The sequence below is a fragment of the Maricaulis sp. genome (assembly GCF_048270265.1).
Classification (GTDB): domain Bacteria; phylum Pseudomonadota; class Alphaproteobacteria; order Caulobacterales; family Maricaulaceae; genus Maricaulis.
In genome coordinates, this window is record NZ_JBLWTD010000011.1 from 65560 (window position 1) to 82440 (window position 16881).

Consider the following 16881-nt stretch of genomic DNA (forward strand, 5'->3'; position numbering starts at 1 on the left):
CAACAAAACATGTTCAAGGGCTCCATCACCGCGCTCGTCACACCGTTCAAGAATGGTGCCGTCGACGAGGCCAATGTAATCGAACTGTGTGAACGCCAGATTTCGGCCGGCACGCACGGCGTGGTTCCGTGTGGCACGACAGGCGAATCCGCCACGCTGACCTTCGAAGAGCACATGCGCGTGATCGAGCTGGTGGTGCAGGCTTCAGCCGGCCGCGTGCCGGTGATCGCCGGCACCGGATCGAACTCGACGGCTGTCGCTATCCAGAACCAGGCCCGCGCCAAGACGCTCGGTGTCGATGCCGGCCTGGTCGTGGCGCCGTATTACAACAAGCCCAATGCCGAAGGCCTGTACCAGCACTACAAGGCGATCAATGACGCCGTCGATCTGCCGATCATTGTTTACAACGTACCCGGCCGCACCGTGGTCGATATCGGCGTTGCGACGGTGGCGCGCATTGCCGGCCTGTCAAATGTCGTCGGGATCAAGGATGCCAGCGCTGATCTGTCGCGGGTCTCCGACCATCAGCGGCTGATTGGCGCGAATTTCATCCAGCTCTCCGGCGATGACCCGACGGCGCTCGGTTTCAATGCCAGCGGCGGTACCGGCGCGATCTCCGTCACGTCCAATGTGGCACCGGAACTGTGCGCGCAGTTCCAGAATGCGACACTGAACGGCGACTGGGATACGGCGCGCGCGCTCAATGACCGGCTGACGCCGCTTCACCACGCCCTGTTCTCGTCCGCCAGCCCCGGGCCGACCAAATATGCCATGAGCCTGCTCGGCGTTACCGGCCTGGAAATGCGCCTGCCGCTGACCGAGCCGGACGAGGCCTCGAAGCGGGCCGTGCGTGAGGCGATGGCAATTGCCGGATTGCTGGATCGGTCATGAGCAAGCCCGATACGCGGCCGATCGCGCTCAATCGCCGCGCCCGTTATGATTACGAGATCGAGGACAGTTTCGAGGCCGGCATCATGCTGATGGGCTCGGAGGTCAAGTCCCTGCGCCTCGGTCATGCCAATATCGCCGAATCCTATGTCAGCCCGGAAAATGACGGTCTGTGGCTGATCAATGCCGATATTCCGCAATACGCCCCGGCCAACCGCTTCAATCACGAGCCCCGGCGCCATCGCAAGCTTCTGCTGAAGAAGCGCGAGATCAACCGCCTTGTCGGGGCTGTGACCCGCGAGGGGCGCACCATCATCGCGCTGAAGCTCTATTTCAATGATCGCGGCATCGCCAAGCTCGAGATCGGTCTCGCCAAGGGCAAGAAGAACATCGACAAGCGCCAGACGATCAAGGATCGCGAGTGGAACAAGCAGAAGTCACGCCTGATGAAGGATCACGGGTAGCATCCGCCCCTGCGCGACTGGCCTCAGTCTTCAGCCACTGCGGCAAAGCGATCACGATAGGCTTGTGGCGTGACGCCCATGAGCCTTGAGAAACTGCGGCGCATGCGCTCGTCATTGCCGAAGCCGCAGGCCGCCGCGATCGTCTTGATGCTCAGCTTGACATCTTCCAGCATCACCCGGGCCGCATCGACGCGGAATTGTTCGACGGCGCGGGCCGGGGTGTGGCCGGTTTCGCGGATATACAGCCGGGCGAAATTGCGCGCGCTCATGCCGGAGCGTTCGGCCAGGGCCTCGATGCGCAGATCGGCCGTGAGGTTTTCGCGCATCCAGAAATGCAGGGCGTCGAAACGGCCGCTGGCCGAGCGGGTCTGTTCCTTCAGCGCTTCGCTGAATTGCGACTGGCCGCCGGGACGTTTGACATAGACCAGCAGATTGCGCGCCAGTTCCAGCGCGGCTTCGCGGCCATGATCCGCCTCGACCATGGCCAGCGCCAGATCGATGCCGGCGGTGACGCCGGCCGAGGTCCACACGCCGTCATCCTCGATATAGATCGGGTCGGGATCAATCTCCGCCTTGGGGCAGGATTCAGCCAGCTGGTCGCAATCGCGCCAATGGGTCACGGCGCGGCGACCATCGAGCAGGCCGGCGGCGCCAAGCAGGAAGGCGCCGGTGCAGGTCGAGGCGATGCGGCCGCATTTCTGCGTCGCGCGCAGCAATGAAGCCACCAGGCGATTATCGCGGCTGGCGGCATGGACGCCGTCGCCGCCGCACACGATCAGGGTATCATTCTCGTCCAGCCCGACCCCGGCAACGCGGCGTGTATTCAGCAGGATACCGGTATCGGTTTTCACCGGGCCGCCATGATAGGAGGCGAGGGTGGTGGTGTAGGCCTCATAGCCGAGCACATGATTGGCGTCGGAAAAGACCTGTAGCGGACCGGTCGCGTCGAGCAGCTTCACCCCTTCGAAGATGAAGAAGGCCATGTGACGTTCGATCAGGGGCGTTGTGGCAGAAAAAGTAGGCATGTTGTCATTTGTGCCATCAGTGGATGCGAATAGCCAGAGGCATCTGCCAGCGCGTCAGGAAGGATGCCGGAATGAACAGGCTAACCAGCAAGGATGTCATAAATGCGAACTGCCCCTGGTCGGGTGAACCGGTCAGCGCGTCGGCCCTGACTCGCTATCGCGGCCATGTGGTCGGCTTCTGCAATCCCGGCTGCCGCGACCGCTTCGAGGCGGCAACGAGCCTGTTCGATTCAAGGATTGAAGCCTTGGCAGAAAATGATGGTCGATCCGGATAGGCACGCGGGAGTATTAGCCCCGGCAGGGCGTTAACCATATTTCCACAGCTGGCTGATTAGCGCGATTGCCCGTCGAGATGGGCGCGAATGTCGGCGAAGACCGCATTGAACATCGGCTCGGTCAGGCGGCCGGTATTGGTGTTGTAGCGGGAGCAATGATAGCTGCTGAACAGGCGCACCGGACCCTGTGGGGCCGCGATGTCGGTGGCGGCGGCATGGCCGAAGGGCGCGCTCGCCAGGCGGTGGCCGAGGGCGCGCAAGGTGTTGTCGTGGGCGATCTTGCCGAGGGCGAGAATGGTGGTCAGCCGGGGCAGGGATGCGATCCGCGCTGTCAGGAAGGGCCGGCAGGCATTGGCCTCGGCGCCGACCGGCTTGTTCTCCGGCGGTACACAGCGCACCGCATTGGTGATCATCACATCCTCCAGCTCCAGCCCGTCATCGGCGGATGAGGCATAGGTGCCGCGGGTGAAACCGTGGGCGCCGAGGGTGGCATAGAGCAGGTCGCCGGCCCAGTCGCCGGTGAAGGGGCGTCCGGTGCGGTTGGCGCCGCGCAGGCCCGGCGCCAGTCCCACGATCAGCAGGCGTGCATTGTCCGGACCGAAGGAGCCGACCGGGGCGTTGTGCCAGTCGGGGTAAAGCCCGGCATTGCGCGCACGGAAATCGACCAGGCGCGGGCAGAGCGGGCAATCGAGGGCCGGTTCCGGCGGCGTGCTCATATCGTGTCTTCCACGCGGCTGTCGGGCCGGCCGATCATTTGCTGCAGATCCAGCAATTCGATGAAATCATCGGCCTGCCGGCGCAGCTCGGTGGCGATCATGGGTGGTTTGGTCTTCATCGAGGAGACGACGCTGACACGCACGCCGCGGCGCCGGGCCGCCGCGATGGCCGGGCAGAAATCGCCATCGCCGGTAAACAGGATGATGTGCTGGAGATAATCGGCCGCATCGATCATGTCGACGGCGAGCTCGAGATCCATATCCCCTTTCACGCGGCGATTGCCGTCGGCATCGGTGAATTCCTTGGCCGGCTTGGTGACGACGTGGAAGCCATTATAGTCGAGCCAGTCGACCAGCGGGCGTAGCGGATTGTATTCTTCGTGCTCGAGCAGGGCGGTGTAGTAATTGGCCCGGATCAACCGGCCGCGCTTGCGAAATTCTGCGAGAAGGCGTTTGAAGTCGATATCGAAACCGAGCGCCTTGGTGGTCGCGAACAGATTGGCGCCATCGATGAAAAGGCCGATGCGCTCATCGGGATAAAAGGTCATTGGATAAATATCCTCTGAGACATGCATGAATGAAACCATGAAAACATCCCCGATTTATATCGCGCTTGGCGCCAATCTTCCATCGGCAGGACGCAGCCCGGCCGAGACACTGGCGCGCGCCCTCGAGGCGCTGGAAGCGCGCGGTGTGGCCGTGGTGGCGCGCTCGTCCGACTGGCACAGCCCGGCCTGGCCCGACCCGTCGGCGCCGGCCTATGTCAATGCCGTCGCCGAGGTCGCGACCGGGCTGGGGCCGCGCGCACTGCTGGATCAATTGCACGAGGTCGAGGCCGAGTTTGGCCGTGTGCGCCATATCCGCTGGGAAGCGCGTGTGCTCGATCTCGATCTGCTCGATTATTGCGGCGAGCGCTGCACCGACGAGGCCGGCATGGAGGTGCCGCATCCGCGCATGACCGACCGCGCCTTCGTGCTCCTGCCGCTGGCGGAAATTGCGCCGGACTGGCGCGAGCCGGAAACCGGGCGCGCAATTGCCGATCTGATCGCAGCCCTGCTGCCGGAAGATGTGGCGGCGACCATACGATTGTGAGCCTTGGCCGAGGAATTTGACGATGAGCGCTGATGGGATCAGGAAATCAACGGCCTTCTGGCGGATGTGGGCATTCGCGGTGATCGGCTCGGTGCCGGTCTTGTTCGTCAAATATGCCGGGCTTGCGGGCGGCTGGTTCGACTGGGTGTTGTTTGCTTGGGTCGGGGTCTTTGGAGTGCTCGCATTGCGGACGTGTTGCGAAAATTGCGGCGTCCGGGTGTTGCGATACGACAAGGAGGGTGCCGGGTTGATCGATATCCGCGGTTTGATCGCTTGGCGCGAATGTCCAAAATGCGGAATTTCCCGGGGCGGGCGATAACCCGGCAAACCGTCTGGTATTCGCAAAGCCGGTTCGATTGAGTGTTGGAGACCCGCAAGCTGCACACCACGCTGCGCTGAGCGCGCACAGCCCTTGCCAGATGCGGGCCGGACCGATAGGACACGCGGTTCAAACTGCAGCGCTTGTTCAAGGAGATCGCGCGTATGGCCCGCGTCACCGTCGAAGATTGCATCGATAAGATCCCTAACCGTTTTCGCCTGGTTCTCCTGGCAGCGCACCGTGCGCGGAATATTTCCGCCGGTTCCGCGCTGACGATTGAGCGCGACAACGACAAGAACCCCGTCGTCTCCCTGCGCGAAATCGCTGATGAGACCCTCGATCTCGACGTCCTCCGTGAGAGCCTTATCAATGGCTTGCAGCGCGTTCTGCCGAGCGAAGACGAGGAAGAGGCCCGCAAGGCCGAAGGTCGCCAGGAATTCGAAGCCCTGCCGGCTCCGCCTGTCGAGCTCGACGAAGCGGAAATGCTCAAGGCCCTGCAAAACGATCGGGACGGCGCGCCTGACGGCCGCCTGTAACGCGCCTTGACTGCCGGGGCGACGTCATCTGATACGGTTTCGCCGCCGCCCATACCGAGCGCGGACGAGCTGATTGAGCGGATTCGGAAGTATTTTCCGACCGTCGATGCTGATTTCGTGCGCCTGGCCTATGATTTTGCCGAAGAAGCCCACCGGCCGCAGCGCCGGCAATCGGGCGAGCCCTATTTCGGGCATGTCGTGGCCGTGGCGATGATCCTTGCCGAATTGCGCATGGACGTCGCGACCGTCTGTACCGGCCTGCTGCACGATACCGTCGAGGATACGCCCGCCACCCTGGTCGAGCTGGAGGAGCTGTTCGGTTCCGAAGTCGCGCTGCTGGTCGATGGCGTCACCAAGCTGGGTCAGATGGAGTTGCGCTCCAAGCGCACCAAGCAGGCGGAAAACCTGCAAAAGCTCGTCGTCGCGATTTCCTCCGATGTCCGCGTCCTGATCGTCAAACTCAGCGACCGCCTGCACAATATGCGCACGCTCGGCGCCATCCCGCGGCCGGAAAAGCGCGAACGCATTGCCCGCGAGACGCTGGAAATCTACGCCCCGCTGGCGCGCCGTATCGGTATCAACCGGGTGTGTGTCGAGCTGGAAGACCTCGCCTTCAAGCACATCAATCCCGCCGCCCACGAATCGATCACCCGGCGTCTGCAATTGCTGCGTGACCAGCACTCCGTCGAGGTTTCCACCGTTTCCGGTGTGATTACCGACAAGCTGGCCGCAGCCGGCATTGATGCCCGCGTCTTCGGACGCCAGAAGCGGCCCTATTCGATCTGGCGCAAGCTGGAGCGCAAGGGCACGACCTTTGACGATATCGCCGACATCTATGCCTTCCGCGTGATCGTCGATCAGCCCGATGACTGCTACCGCGCCCTCGGCGTGATTCACCAGGCCTGGCGCAGCGTGCCGGAACGGTTTCGCGATTTCATCTCCGTGCCCAAGCCGAACAATTACCGCTCGCTGCACACCACGGTGATCGGCCCCAACAGCGTGCGCATCGAATTGCAGATCCGCACCGAGGAGATGGAAGCGGTTGCCGAGGACGGCGTGGCGGCGCACTGGCGCTACAAGGACAGCACCTACCGCTATGATCCGGCCGCGGCCAAGGCCGCCGGTGGCGACCCGCTCGAGCGACTGCGTCCCTTTGTGGAAATCCTCAACCAGGGCGGTGATCCCGATGAATTCCTCGAGCACGCCAAGCTCGAGATGTTTGCCGACCAGGTCTATTGCTTCACGCCGAAGGGCGACCTGATTGCCCTGCCGTCCGGCGCGACACCACTCGATTTTGCCTATGCCGTCCATACCGAGCTCGGCCACACCACGGTCGCGGCCAAGGTCAATGGACGCGAGCGGCCGCTGCGGACCGAGTTGCACAATGGCGATGTCGTGCAGATCGTCAAAGGCGGCGTGCGCCAGCCTCCGCAGGGCTGGGAGAACCTCGCCATTACCGGCCGAGCCCGCGCCGCGATCCGCCGCCTGATCCGCGAATCCGAACGCGAGGAATTCTGCCGCATCGGCAAGATCATGGCCGAGCACGCCTTCCGCCGCGAGAACCGGGCCCTGGTCGAGAAGGATCTGACCGAGGCGATCAGCCGGCTTGAGCTGAAGGATGTCGAAGGCCTGTATGAAGCGCTCGGGCGTGGCCGCATCACCTCGACCGGCCTGCTCAACGCCGTCTTCCCCGGCCGTCTCGACGATCGCGGCGAGGCCGTCGAGCGCGATCTGATCGAGGACAAGAAGGCGCGGCTCTATGTGCGCGGCCGCGGTCTGACGCCAGGCGTGACGCTGCATTTTGCCGAATGCTGTTCGCCCTTGCCCGGTGACCGCATCGTCGGCCTGCTCATCCCCGAGCACGGCATCGAGATCCATACGATCGATTGCGAACGTCTCGCCCAGTTCGAGGGTGACGACACCGACAAATGGCTCGACCTGGTCTGGACCGATGAGGCTGGCGCCAATGCCGTCTCGATGGCCCGTATCAAGGCCGTGATGCACAATGAACCCGGCGCCCTGGCCGAGATCGCCAAAACCGTCGGCGAGAATCGCGGCAATATCGCCAATGTGAAAACCTACAAGCGGGCCGCCGATTTCTTCGAGATGGAATTCGACATCGAAGTGATCGACACCCGCCACCTGGCCAATGTCCTGGCCGCGATCCGGATGTGCTCATCCGTGGTGTCAGCGGAGCGGATGCGGGCCGAGGCCGAGGAGCAGGAAGAATGACACGCGACGAAGTCCTCAATGAATTCCGCGCCTCCGGGGCCCTGCTTGAGGGGCATTTCATCCTCTCCTCCGGCCTGCGCAGCGCCGTCTTCCTGCAAAAGGCGAAAGTCTTTGCCGATCCCGAACGCACCGCGCGCCTGTGCAAGGCGCTGGCGGACAAGGTGAGGGCGGAACTCACCGAACAGCCGACCATCATCGTCTCGCCGGCCGTCGGCGGGATTGTGCCCGGCTATGAAACGGCACGGCAGATGGGGCTCAAGGCGCTTTATGTCGAGCGCGAGAATGGCGAGTTCACCCTGCGCCGCGGTTTCGAGCTCGGCCCGGAAGATCGCGTGCTGGTGGTCGAGGATATCGTCAGCACCGGCCTGTCCTCGCGCGAATGCATCGAGGCGATCCAGGCGACCGGCGCGACCGTGATTGCCGAGGCCTGCCTGGTCGACCGTTCCGGCGGCGAGGCCGATGTCGGCGTGCCGCTGATCGCGCTGACGCAATACAAGGTGCCCGCCTATCCGGCCGACCAGCTGCCGCCCGAACTGGCCGCCATCCCGGCGATCAAGCCCGGCAGCCGGGGTCTGGCCTGATGCTTCGCCTGGGCGTCAATATCGATCATGTCGCCACCATCCGTAATGCGCGCGGGGGCATGCATCCCGATCCGGTGCGCGCCGCGCGCCAGGCCGCCGAGAGCGGCGCTGACGGCATCACGGCACATCTGCGCGAGGATCGCCGCCATATCACCGACAGCGATATCGACCGGCTGATGGCCGAGATCGACCTGCCGCTCAATCTGGAAATGGCCGCGACGCCGGAAATGCTCGAGATTGCCCTGCGTCACAAGCCGCATGCCGTCTGCCTGGTGCCGGAAAAGCGCGAGGAGCGCACCACAGAGGGCGGGCTCGATATCGCCGCCGGCCATAATCATCTCGCCCCCTATGTGCGCCAGCTCGATGAGGCCGGCATTCGGGTCTCCCTCTTCATCGAGGCCGACCCGGTCCAGATCGCCGTCGCCGAGGCGATGGGCGCCAGCGTGATCGAGCTGCATACCGGCGCCTATTGCGAAGCCGCCGCGCGCGGCGACACCGAAGCGGTGGCCGGGCATCTGGAATTGCTCAAGATCGGCGCCTCGGAAGCCTTCCGCCGCGGCCTGGAAGTCCATGCCGGCCACGGCCTGACCTATGACACCGTGAAGCCGATCGCGGCGATCCCGGAATTGCTCGAGCTGAATATCGGCCATTTCCTGATCGGCGAAGCGATTTTCCGTGGGCTGCGCGAAGCTGTGACGACGATGCGCGGGCTGATCGCGGAAGCGCGTGACGAGGCAGGCATTGTGACATGATCATCGGTCTCGGTTCCGACCTGATGGATATCCGCCGCATCGAGCGTTCGCTCGAGCGCTTTGGCGACCGTTTCGTGCAGCGCGTGTTTACCGAGGTCGAGCAGGCCAAATCCGAAGCGCGCCGTATGCGCGCTGCCAGCTATGCCAAGCGCTTCGCGGCCAAGGAGGCTGGCGCCAAGGCGCTCGGCACCGGGATTGCGCGCGGTGTGTCCTGGAAGGAAATCGGCGTCATCAATCTGCCCGGCGGCAAGCCGACCCTGGCCTTCACCGGCCGCGCGCTGGAGCGCCTGATCGCATTGACGCCCCAGGGAATGGAAGCCCATGCCCATATCACCATCACCGATGACCACCCCTATGCCCAGGCCTTCGTGGTGATCGAGGCGCGTTTGATTGGGTCGGCCCATGGTTGATCCGACCGCTGATCTCGAGGCCCGCATCGGCTATGTCTTCAAGGACAGAAAGCTGATCGAGCGGGCGCTGACCCATTCCAGTTTTGGCGATGGCCGTCCCGGATTTCGAAGCTATGAGCGGCTGGAATTTCTCGGCGACCGCGTGCTCGGCCTGATGACGGCGGAGGCCCTGTTTCGCGCCTTCGATACCGCGTCCGAGGGCGCGCTGGCACCGCGGCTCAATGCGCTGGTGCGCAAGGAGACCTGCGCCGATGTCGCCCGCGCCATCGATCTCGGCTCGGCCCTGCGCATGGGGCGCTCGGAGGAGAAGAGCGGCGGCCGCGCCAAGACCTCCATCCTGGGCGATGCCTGCGAGGCGCTGATGGCGGCGCTCTATCTCGATGGCGGCCGGCCTTGCGTGCAGGCGTTTTACGACGCCCACTGGTCGGACAAGCTTGAAGCCTTGAAGCAGAAGCCGCGCGACGCCAAATCCATGTTGCAGGAATGGGCCGCCAAGGCGGGCCATGCCGCGCCGCGTTACCAGCTCACCGGGCGCTCCGGCCCCGATCACCGCCCGGTCTTTACCGTCCAGGTCACAATTTCACCGCTTGAGCCGGCTATCGGCGAGGGCGGTACCAAACAGGCGGCCGAACGCGCCGCCGCAAAAAACCTGTTGAACAGAGAGGGCCATGATGTCGGCTGAACCTGAAACCCGATTTGGCTTTGCCGCCGTAATCGGTTCCCCCAATGCCGGCAAGTCGACCCTGGTCAATGCGCTCGTCGGCGCCAAGATTTCCATCGTCACCCACAAGGTGCAGACGACGCGCTTTGCCGTGCGCGGCGTGGCGATCGAGGAGAAGACGCAGATCTGCCTGGTGGACACCCCCGGCGTTTTCGCCCCGAAGAACCGGCTCGACAAGGCCATGGTCCGTGCCGCCTGGAGCGGTGCCGATGATGCCGATTGCATCGTGCATGTCATCGATGTCGGCGCGCGCGACCGCATCGAACAGGGCCATGGCAAGCCGGGCGACCGGCTGATGGTCGATGATGATGACCGCGTCATGGAAGGCCTCAAACTGGCCAATCGCCAGGCGACGCTGGTGCTCAACAAGATCGACACCATCGACAGCGACCATCTGCTCGCAATGTCGAAAGAGCTTTATGACACCGGCATTTACTCCGACGTCTTCATGATTTCTGCCAAGAAGGGTTTCGGCGTTCCGCTGCTGAAAGCGCATCTGGCGACGCTGATGCCGGAAGGCGTCTGGCATTATCCCGAAGACCAGATCGCCGATCTGCCGCAGCGCCTTCTGGCCGCCGAGATCACCCGCGAAAAACTCTATCTGCGCCTGCACGAGGAATTGCCCTATTCCTCCATGGTCGAGACCGAGAGCTGGAAAAAGCTGCGCGACGGTTCCGTGCGCGTCGAGCAATCCATCATCATCGAGCGCGACAGCCAGAAGCCCATCGTCCTCGGCAAGCATGGCTCCGCAGTCAAGGCGATCGGCGAGGCGGCCCGGCGCGAACTCGAGGAAATGCTCGGTTGCCGCGTCCACCTCTTCATCAATGTGAAGGTCGACCCGCGCTGGATGGCGCGGCGTTCGCACTTCTCCGATGTCGGACTTGATTTCGATGCCTAGGCTGGTGATGCCTGAGGGCCATGATGGAATGGTCTGATAGCGGCATTGTCCTGGCGGTTCGGCCGCACGGGGAGACCAGCGCGATCATCGAGGTGCTGACGGCGGAAAATGGCCGCCATGCCGGCCTCGTGCGCGGCGGGCGTTCGCGCACCATGCGGCCGGTGCTGCAGCCGGGCAATCGTGTCGCCGTCACCTGGCGCGCGCGGCTGGCCGATCATCTGGGCTCGTTTACCGTTGAGGCCGAGCATCTGGGGGCCGGCGCCGTGATGGAAGACCGTGCAGCGCTGGCCGGGCTCAATTCCGCCTGCGCCGTCGCGGTGATGGCCTTGCCCGAGCGCGAGGCGCACAGACAGGTCTATGAGGGCTTCGGCGTCTTCCTGGCGGCGCTGGACAATCCCGATGTCTGGCCGGCGCTCTATGTCAGCTGGGAGGCGGGGCTGCTCGCCGATCTTGGCTACGGCCTCGATCTCGACAGCTGCGCCGTCACCGGCGTTGTCGAGGATCTCACCCATGTCAGCCCGCGCACCGGCCGCGCCGTCTGCCGCGAAGAGGCCGCGCCCTACCTGGCCAAGCTCCTGGAAATCCCCGGCTTCATGCAGGGTTCCGGCACGATCGAGCCCGGCGATATCGCCATGGGCCTGGCCCTGACCGGTTATTTCATCGACCGCCGCGTGCTCTGGCCGATCGACAGGCAATTGCCCGAAGCGCGCACCCGCATGATCGCCGAGCTGGAGCGGGTGGGGCGGCTTTAGCGGTGCGTGGCAAGCCGGCTCTGGCTTCGTCCTGACCTGTCTGGACATTGTTTGGCCTGTCTCCATGACGCCCGTCTTGCCAATCAATTGCCCGTAATTAAGTTGATCTACAAGCGGTTGCGCTTCACCTCTCCGGGCTTCTTGGGAGGACGATTTTATGAAATTTTTGAACAAGGTGAGTGGGATTGCCATTGCTGCAATGGCCGTGGCACAGACCCCGGCCTGGGCGCAGGACGCGATTGATGCCGCTGAACGCGATGCGGCTGTTACGGCCCTGGCCCAGGTGATTGAAGACGAATTCTTCGATGTGGAACGCGCTGCGATCATCGCATCCGGGATGCGGACCGCCGAAGACAACGGGGCTTTCGATGACGCCGCCACCGCCCAGGCCCTGGCCGAAGCACTGACGGCACATCTGCACGAGCAGGACCGCCATTTCTCCGTTCGCTATATCGGGCGGCAAGCCGCGGCAGCGCAATTGGCGCGCAGGACATCAGAGGATAGTGCCGCGCGCGATGCGGCCAATGCCGAGCAAGTGGCTCGGATGGCCCGGAGCAATTTCGCCTTCGATGCGGTGGAGATCCTGCCCGGCAATATCGGTTATATCGAGCTGCGCGGTTTCGCACCGATTGACCCGGCCGAGCCGACGGCGCGCGCTGCGCTCGAATTTGTCGCCCATACCGACGCGGTCATATTCGACCTGCGCGAGAATGGCGGCGGCGACCCGACCATGGTGCAGTATCTCATCAGCCATTTCCTCGAACCGGGTGGCGAGACGCTGATCAATACCTTCGTGTCGCGCGATTACGAATATCCGAACCAGATGTGGTCCTTGCCCAGCCATCCGGCGGGCAATCGTCCTGACGTGCCCGTCTATGTGCTGACCAGCGGCGATACCGCATCGGCCGGGGAGGCTTTCTCCTACCACCTCCAGGCCATGGAACGCGGCACTCTGGTGGGCGAAACCACCTATGGCGCGGGCAATCCGGGCGGTGTTCAGATTGTCCCGGAAGGCTACGGGGTTTTCGTCTCGACCGGCTCTGCCCGCAATCCGATCACCGGCACCAATTGGGAAGGCACCGGCGTCACACCCGATATCGAAATCGATGCCGACCAGGCCCTCGACCGGGCCCTGATGGAGGCCTATGGCGCGCTTGAGCAGCAGACGGAGGATGAGGATCGCCGCCGCGAGCTGGGCTGGATGCGTGAGGCGCTTGAGGTAGCACAAAATCCGGTCGTCCTGTCGGAGGCAGAACTGGCCCGCTATGCCGGCGATTTCGGGCCGCGTGATGTCCGCGTCGAGAATGGTGGGCTGGTCTATCAGCGCGAGGGCCGCGACCCGGTTCCGCTCATCGCCCTGGGCGATCACCGGTTCAAATTCGCCGATGATGAGTCCTATCGCCTCGTCTTCCAGCTGGACCGCCGCGGGCGGGTGGAAGCGCTGGAATTGCAACTTCTTGACGGCCGGACCGAGTTCAATCCAGTCGTTCGCTAATCCGGTGGAGGGGGCGGGGTTTGGACCCCGCCCTGTAAGCGGGCTAGAATCAACCGTTGAAAAGCCGGGCTCAGGCCCGGTTTTCTTCAATCCACCTGCGGTGGCCGAGGAGGAGCTGGTGGGACCGGTTGGGGGCGTGGCGATAATATTTCCCTGCGACCGGCCGCTTTTTGAGGCATTGTCCGGAGCCGCCCAATCGGGGTGGGGGGAGACTGGCATGGGCAATGAGCGCGTCATCGAGAAGATACGGGAATGCCGCGATGTCGCGAAACTGAGGATCTGGAAGGAAAACGCGCAGCGGCATGGGGCCGATGATGTTGAGCGCGCCGCCTTTGCACAGCTTGTTTCGGTGATGCCGGAGGCCGCGTCTGGGACACTGGATCATGCGCTCTGGCAGACCGTCCATACGATCGAAGAAATGCGGCGGGAAGAGCGCGGGAAGTCATCGCCGATGCATCGTACCCGACCAAAAATAAAGCGAGTTGGGGTGAAGCAGACGCTGATCGATTGGGCACTTGGTCCAAAGGAGACAGATGAGTTCTCGATCCTGCTTGATCGGGGGATGCTCCATCTGGCCGGTGAGGCAATAGTGTTGAGGTTCCCCGACCAGTTCGAGCCTAACGTCCTCGCTGCGGCGCGCTCGCGATTCGAGAAGAAAGGGATGACTGTCGCTGAGATCCAGGCGCTGATCGACTGGCGGGGATAATCGGCCTTCTGCAACCAGCGCGTTGTCAACCTACGGCCGGCCTCGCGGCTTTCCCCACAGCTATTCCTGCGCCCCGTCCCTGTCCCACAAGCCAATCGCCCTATACTGAAGCCCACGAATCACGAGGCGCAGTTCCATGGGCGATAATTTCGATCCTGATGCCGGTCATATCATCGAGGAACCCTTCGATGAGGCGCTGTCCAAGCGCTATCTGGCCTATGCCCTGTCGACGATCACCCAGCGGGCCCTGCCTGATGCCCGCGACGGTCTGAAGCCGGTCCACCGGCGGCTCTTGCACGCGATGCGCGAGCTGAAGCTGAACCCGGATTCGGCGTTCAAGAAATCGGCCCGCATCGTCGGTGATGTAATCGGTAAATATCACCCCCATGGTGACCAGTCGGTCTATGAGGCGCTGGTGCGTCTGGCCCAGGATTTTGCCTCGCGCTATCCGCTGGTCGAGGGTCAGGGCAATTTCGGCAATATTGACGGCGATAGCGCCGCCGCCATGCGTTATACCGAGACCCGCCTGACCAAGGCGGCCGAGCTCCTCCTGCAGGATATCGAGCACGGCACGGTCGATTTCGAGGAGACCTATGACGGCTCCGAACGCGAACCGCTCGTCCTGCCAGGCGCTTTCCCGAACCTGCTCGCCAATGGCTCGACCGGCATCGCCGTCGGCATGGCGACCTCGATCCCGCCGCACAATGCTTACGAGCTGTGCCGCGCTGCGCGGCATCTGATCAAGAAGCCCGACGCGGAAACTGTCGACCTGCTGAAATTCGTGAAGGGTCCCGACCTGCCGACCGGCGGCATCATCGTCGAGCCGGAAGCGGCGATCCGCGAGGCCTATGAGACCGGGCGCGGTGGTTTCCGGGTGCGGGCAAAATGGGAGATCGAGGATGTCGGGCGCGGCATGTGGCGCATCGTCATCACCGAAATTCCGTATCTGGTGCAGAAATCCAAACTGGTCGAGCGCATTGCCCTGATGATGGAGGCCAAGCGCCTGCCGCTGCTCGAAGACGTGCTCGACGAGAGCGCCGAGGATATCCGCCTCGTGCTGGAGCCGAAGAGCAAGCTGGTTGATCCGGAACTCCTGATGGAGTCGGTGTTCAAGCTGACCGATCTGGAAAACCGTTTCCCGCTCAATCTCAATGTGCTCGATCCGACCGGCACGCCGCGGGTGATGAGCCTGAAGGATGCGCTCAAGATCTGGGTCGAGCACCGGCGCGAGGTCGTCGTGCGACGGGCCGAGACGCGGCTGGCCAAGGTCGAGGACCGGCTGGAAGTGCTGGCCGGCTATCTCATCGTCTATGCCGATCTGGACGAGGTGATCCGCATCATCCGCTTCGAGGACAAGCCCAAAGACAAGCTGATGTCGACCTTCGAGCTGTCGGAACGGCAGGCCGAAGCCATTCTCAACATGCGGCTGCGCAGCTTGCGCAAGCTGGAAGAGCTGGAAATCCGCAAGGAAGACGACAATCTGCGCGGCGAACGCCAGAGCCTGGCCGACCTGATCGCCTCGACCGAGCTGCAATGGGCCAAGGTCGATGGCGAGATCGCCGAGGTCGAGAAATTCTACGGCCCGAAGACCGCGATCGGTGCCCGCCGCACCGTGTTCGCCGATGCACCGCTGGTCGCTGCCGAGACCTCGATCGAGGCCTTCATCGTGCGCGAACCGATCACGGCCGTGCTCTCCGAGCGTGGTTGGGTGAGGGCGCTCAAGGGGCACAGCTCCGACGTCACCGAGCTGAAATTCAAGGAAGGCGACCGCTCTGCCTTCGCCGTCAAATGCGAGACCACCGACAAGCTGTTGATGTTCGCCACGGACGGAAAATTCTACACGCTCGACGCCAACAAGCTGCCCGGTGGCCGCGGCCATGGCGAGCCGGTGCGCCTGCATGTCGATCTGCCTGATGATGCCGCCCCGATCGGCCTGTTCAAATATGATCCCGAACGCACGCTGCTGATCGCCTCGGGCGAGGGGCATGGTTTCCGCGTCGAGGAGAAGGACTGCATGGCGGCCAAGAAGGGCGGCAAACAGATCCTCAACCTGGTCGAGGGCGACGAGGCCCTGTTGTGTATTCCGGCCATGGGCGACCAGGTCGCGGTGATCGGCGAGAACAAGAAAATGCTGGTCTTCCCGCTCGAGGAGATCTCGGTGATGACGCGCGGCAAGGGCGTGCGCCTGCTGGGCGGCAAGGGGGCCCGGGTGGCCGATGTCATGGTGTTCAGCGCCGAGGAGGGCCTCAGCTGGCTCGACGGCGCCGGCCGCCGTCACGCGCTCGACGACTGGAAGATGTGGTGCGGCAAGCGCGCCCAGGCGGGCAAGATGGCGCCGCGCGGTTTCCCGCGCAGCCTGCGCTTTGCACCGCGCGGCTCGGAATTCCTCGCTTCACAGGCGAAAGCTGAATAAATAGATTAGCGTATTGCGATTTTGGCCCATCTGGCCTGCCCGGGAGAATAAAGCATGGACTCGTCACTCATCATTTTTATCGTCGTCCTCGTTGTCGGCTTCATCCTGGTCGGTATCTACAACCGCCTTGTCGCCCTGCGGCAGACCTGCAACCAGGCCTGGGGCGATGTCGATGTCCAGCTCAAGCAGCGCCATGACGTCATTCCCAACCTGGTCGAGACCGTGAAGGGCTATGCCACCCACGAGACCGATACGCTGGAAAACGTCATCAAGGCCCGCCAGGCCGCGATTGTTGCGCCGAATGTGAAAGAGCTCGCCGGTGCGGAAAACATGCTCTCCGGCGCCCTGCGTCAGCTGTTCGCCCTGTCGGAAAGCTATCCGGACCTGAAGGCCAACCAGAACTTCATGCAGCTGCAGAGCGAATTGTCGGACCTGGAAAACAAGATCGCCGCCGCGCGCCGCTTCTTCAACAATGCCGTCGCCGAATTCAACACCGCGATCGAGCAATTCCCGGCGGTGCTGATGGCGAACATGTTCGGCTTTTCCAAGCGTGACTTCTTCGAAGTCGCCGAGGCCGAGCGTGCGGCACCCCAGGTCAAGTTCTAG

At 63.4% G+C, this 16881-nt stretch carries 20 protein-coding genes; 17 read left to right on the forward strand and 3 right to left on the reverse strand.

Annotated features, from left to right (window positions below; translation table 11 throughout):
* Nucleotides 1–9 precede the first annotated feature (9 nt).
* Both dapA and smpB read left to right on the forward strand, forming a co-directional pair.
* Nucleotides 10–891, forward strand: coding sequence for a 4-hydroxy-tetrahydrodipicolinate synthase (gene dapA / locus ACN0YF_RS07975; protein ID WP_417493977.1), 882 nt, complete (start codon nt 10–12; stop codon nt 889–891).
* Complete coding sequence (gene smpB / locus ACN0YF_RS07980) at nt 888–1352, forward strand: SsrA-binding protein SmpB (RefSeq protein WP_417481643.1); 465 nt, start codon at nt 888–890, stop codon at nt 1350–1352. Before dapA ends, smpB begins: the two co-directional genes overlap by 4 nt.
* Nucleotides 1353–1375: 23 nt before the next feature.
* Here the strand turns inward: smpB and ACN0YF_RS07985 are convergent, their stop codons facing one another.
* Nucleotides 1376–2377, reverse strand: a complete 1002-nt coding sequence (locus ACN0YF_RS07985) for a GlxA family transcriptional regulator (protein ID WP_417481644.1) — start codon at nt 2375–2377, stop codon at nt 1376–1378.
* A gap of 71 nt (nt 2378–2448) precedes the next feature.
* Here ACN0YF_RS07985 and ACN0YF_RS07990 point away from each other — a divergent pair, with 71 nt between their 5' ends.
* Entirely contained in the window at nt 2449–2652 is a 204-nt protein-coding gene (locus ACN0YF_RS07990) for a glutathione S-transferase (protein WP_417493978.1), read from the forward strand.
* Between the two features lie 56 nt (nt 2653–2708).
* On the opposite strand, the gene ACN0YF_RS07995 is transcribed toward ACN0YF_RS07990, so the two are convergent.
* Nucleotides 2709–3368, reverse strand: coding sequence for a uracil-DNA glycosylase (locus ACN0YF_RS07995; RefSeq protein WP_417493979.1), 660 nt, complete (start codon nt 3366–3368; stop codon nt 2709–2711).
* Nucleotides 3365–3916 (reverse strand): NYN domain-containing protein, encoded by a 552-nt coding sequence (locus ACN0YF_RS08000; RefSeq protein WP_417481647.1) that lies wholly within the window; start codon nt 3914–3916, stop codon nt 3365–3367. Before ACN0YF_RS08000 ends, ACN0YF_RS07995 begins: the two co-directional genes overlap by 4 nt.
* A gap of 37 nt (nt 3917–3953) precedes the next feature.
* Between ACN0YF_RS08000 and folK the strand changes: the two genes are divergently transcribed.
* From folK to ACN0YF_RS08070, 14 genes are all read left to right on the forward strand, one after another.
* Entirely contained in the window at nt 3954–4460 is a 507-nt protein-coding gene (gene folK / locus ACN0YF_RS08005) for a 2-amino-4-hydroxy-6-hydroxymethyldihydropteridine diphosphokinase (RefSeq protein WP_417493980.1), read from the forward strand.
* A gap of 22 nt (nt 4461–4482) precedes the next feature.
* Complete coding sequence (locus ACN0YF_RS08010; protein WP_417493981.1) at nt 4483–4779, forward strand: hypothetical protein; 297 nt, start codon at nt 4483–4485, stop codon at nt 4777–4779.
* Between the two features lie 164 nt (nt 4780–4943).
* Nucleotides 4944–5315 carry a DNA-directed RNA polymerase subunit omega gene (rpoZ, locus tag ACN0YF_RS08015; RefSeq protein WP_417481650.1) on the forward strand — a complete coding sequence of 124 codons (372 nt, stop codon included), beginning with the start codon at nt 4944–4946 and terminating at the stop codon, nt 5313–5315.
* Nucleotides 5316–5432: 117 nt separating this feature from the next.
* Nucleotides 5433–7547 carry a RelA/SpoT family protein gene (locus ACN0YF_RS08020; protein ID WP_417493982.1) on the forward strand — a complete coding sequence of 705 codons (2115 nt, stop codon included), beginning with the start codon at nt 5433–5435 and terminating at the stop codon, nt 7545–7547.
* Nucleotides 7544–8128, forward strand: a complete 585-nt coding sequence (pyrE, locus tag ACN0YF_RS08025) for an orotate phosphoribosyltransferase (protein ID WP_417493983.1) — start codon at nt 7544–7546, stop codon at nt 8126–8128. Before ACN0YF_RS08020 ends, pyrE begins: the two co-directional genes overlap by 4 nt.
* Entirely contained in the window at nt 8128–8880 is a 753-nt protein-coding gene (locus ACN0YF_RS08030) for a pyridoxine 5'-phosphate synthase (protein WP_417493984.1), read from the forward strand. The genes pyrE and ACN0YF_RS08030 overlap by 1 nt, the downstream gene beginning before the upstream one ends.
* Nucleotides 8877–9290, forward strand: a complete 414-nt coding sequence (gene acpS / locus ACN0YF_RS08035; RefSeq protein WP_417493985.1) for a holo-ACP synthase — start codon at nt 8877–8879, stop codon at nt 9288–9290. Before ACN0YF_RS08030 ends, acpS begins: the two co-directional genes overlap by 4 nt.
* Nucleotides 9283–9972, forward strand: a complete 690-nt coding sequence (gene rnc, locus ACN0YF_RS08040; RefSeq protein WP_417493986.1) for a ribonuclease III — start codon at nt 9283–9285, stop codon at nt 9970–9972. Before acpS ends, rnc begins: the two co-directional genes overlap by 8 nt.
* The gene (era, locus tag ACN0YF_RS08045) at nt 9959–10909 is read left to right on the forward strand and encodes a GTPase Era (protein WP_417493987.1); all 951 of its coding nucleotides are present in this window, start codon (nt 9959–9961) and stop codon (nt 10907–10909) included. The genes rnc and era overlap by 14 nt, the downstream gene beginning before the upstream one ends.
* Nucleotides 10910–10929: 20 nt before the next feature.
* Entirely contained in the window at nt 10930–11661 is a 732-nt protein-coding gene (gene recO, locus ACN0YF_RS08050; protein WP_417493988.1) for a DNA repair protein RecO, read from the forward strand.
* Between the two features lie 157 nt (nt 11662–11818).
* The gene (locus ACN0YF_RS08055) at nt 11819–13156 is read left to right on the forward strand and encodes a S41 family peptidase (protein ID WP_417493989.1); all 1338 of its coding nucleotides are present in this window, start codon (nt 11819–11821) and stop codon (nt 13154–13156) included.
* Nucleotides 13157–13373: 217 nt separating this feature from the next.
* On the forward strand, nt 13374–13862 hold the full coding sequence (locus ACN0YF_RS08060; RefSeq protein ID WP_417493990.1) for a hypothetical protein: 489 nt from the start codon (nt 13374–13376) through the stop codon (nt 13860–13862).
* Nucleotides 13863–13998: 136 nt separating this feature from the next.
* Entirely contained in the window at nt 13999–16275 is a 2277-nt protein-coding gene (gene parC, locus ACN0YF_RS08065) for a DNA topoisomerase IV subunit A (protein ID WP_417493991.1), read from the forward strand.
* Nucleotides 16276–16329: 54 nt separating this feature from the next.
* On the forward strand, nt 16330–16881 hold the full coding sequence (locus ACN0YF_RS08070) for a LemA family protein (RefSeq protein ID WP_417481659.1): 552 nt from the start codon (nt 16330–16332) through the stop codon (nt 16879–16881).

Bases quoted from the DNA above. Each gene is read 5' to 3' on its own strand.
- dapA (WP_417493977.1), top strand. From the start codon at position 10: ATGTTCAAGGGCTCCATCACCGCGCTCGTCACACCGTTCAAGAATGGT.
- smpB (WP_417481643.1), top strand. From the start codon at position 888: ATGAGCAAGCCCGATACGCGGCCGATCGCGCTCAATCGCCGCGCCCGT.
- ACN0YF_RS07985 (WP_417481644.1), bottom strand. From the start codon at position 2,377: ATGCCTACTTTTTCTGCCACAACGCCCCTGATCGAACGTCACATGGCC.
- ACN0YF_RS07990 (WP_417493978.1), top strand. From the start codon at position 2,449: ATGAACAGGCTAACCAGCAAGGATGTCATAAATGCGAACTGCCCCTGG.
- ACN0YF_RS07995 (WP_417493979.1), bottom strand. From the start codon at position 3,368: ATGAGCACGCCGCCGGAACCGGCCCTCGATTGCCCGCTCTGCCCGCGC.
- ACN0YF_RS08000 (WP_417481647.1), bottom strand. From the start codon at position 3,916: ATGACCTTTTATCCCGATGAGCGCATCGGCCTTTTCATCGATGGCGCC.
- folK (WP_417493980.1), top strand. From the start codon at position 3,954: ATGAAAACATCCCCGATTTATATCGCGCTTGGCGCCAATCTTCCATCG.
- ACN0YF_RS08010 (WP_417493981.1), top strand. From the start codon at position 4,483: ATGAGCGCTGATGGGATCAGGAAATCAACGGCCTTCTGGCGGATGTGG.
- rpoZ (WP_417481650.1), top strand. From the start codon at position 4,944: ATGGCCCGCGTCACCGTCGAAGATTGCATCGATAAGATCCCTAACCGT.
- pyrE (WP_417493983.1), top strand. From the start codon at position 7,544: ATGACACGCGACGAAGTCCTCAATGAATTCCGCGCCTCCGGGGCCCTG.
- ACN0YF_RS08030 (WP_417493984.1), top strand. From the start codon at position 8,128: ATGCTTCGCCTGGGCGTCAATATCGATCATGTCGCCACCATCCGTAAT.
- acpS (WP_417493985.1), top strand. From the start codon at position 8,877: ATGATCATCGGTCTCGGTTCCGACCTGATGGATATCCGCCGCATCGAG.
- rnc (WP_417493986.1), top strand. From the start codon at position 9,283: ATGGTTGATCCGACCGCTGATCTCGAGGCCCGCATCGGCTATGTCTTC.
- era (WP_417493987.1), top strand. From the start codon at position 9,959: ATGATGTCGGCTGAACCTGAAACCCGATTTGGCTTTGCCGCCGTAATC.
- recO (WP_417493988.1), top strand. From the start codon at position 10,930: ATGATGGAATGGTCTGATAGCGGCATTGTCCTGGCGGTTCGGCCGCAC.
- ACN0YF_RS08055 (WP_417493989.1), top strand. From the start codon at position 11,819: ATGAAATTTTTGAACAAGGTGAGTGGGATTGCCATTGCTGCAATGGCC.
- ACN0YF_RS08060 (WP_417493990.1), top strand. From the start codon at position 13,374: ATGGGCAATGAGCGCGTCATCGAGAAGATACGGGAATGCCGCGATGTC.
- parC (WP_417493991.1), top strand. From the start codon at position 13,999: ATGGGCGATAATTTCGATCCTGATGCCGGTCATATCATCGAGGAACCC.
- ACN0YF_RS08070 (WP_417481659.1), top strand. From the start codon at position 16,330: ATGGACTCGTCACTCATCATTTTTATCGTCGTCCTCGTTGTCGGCTTC.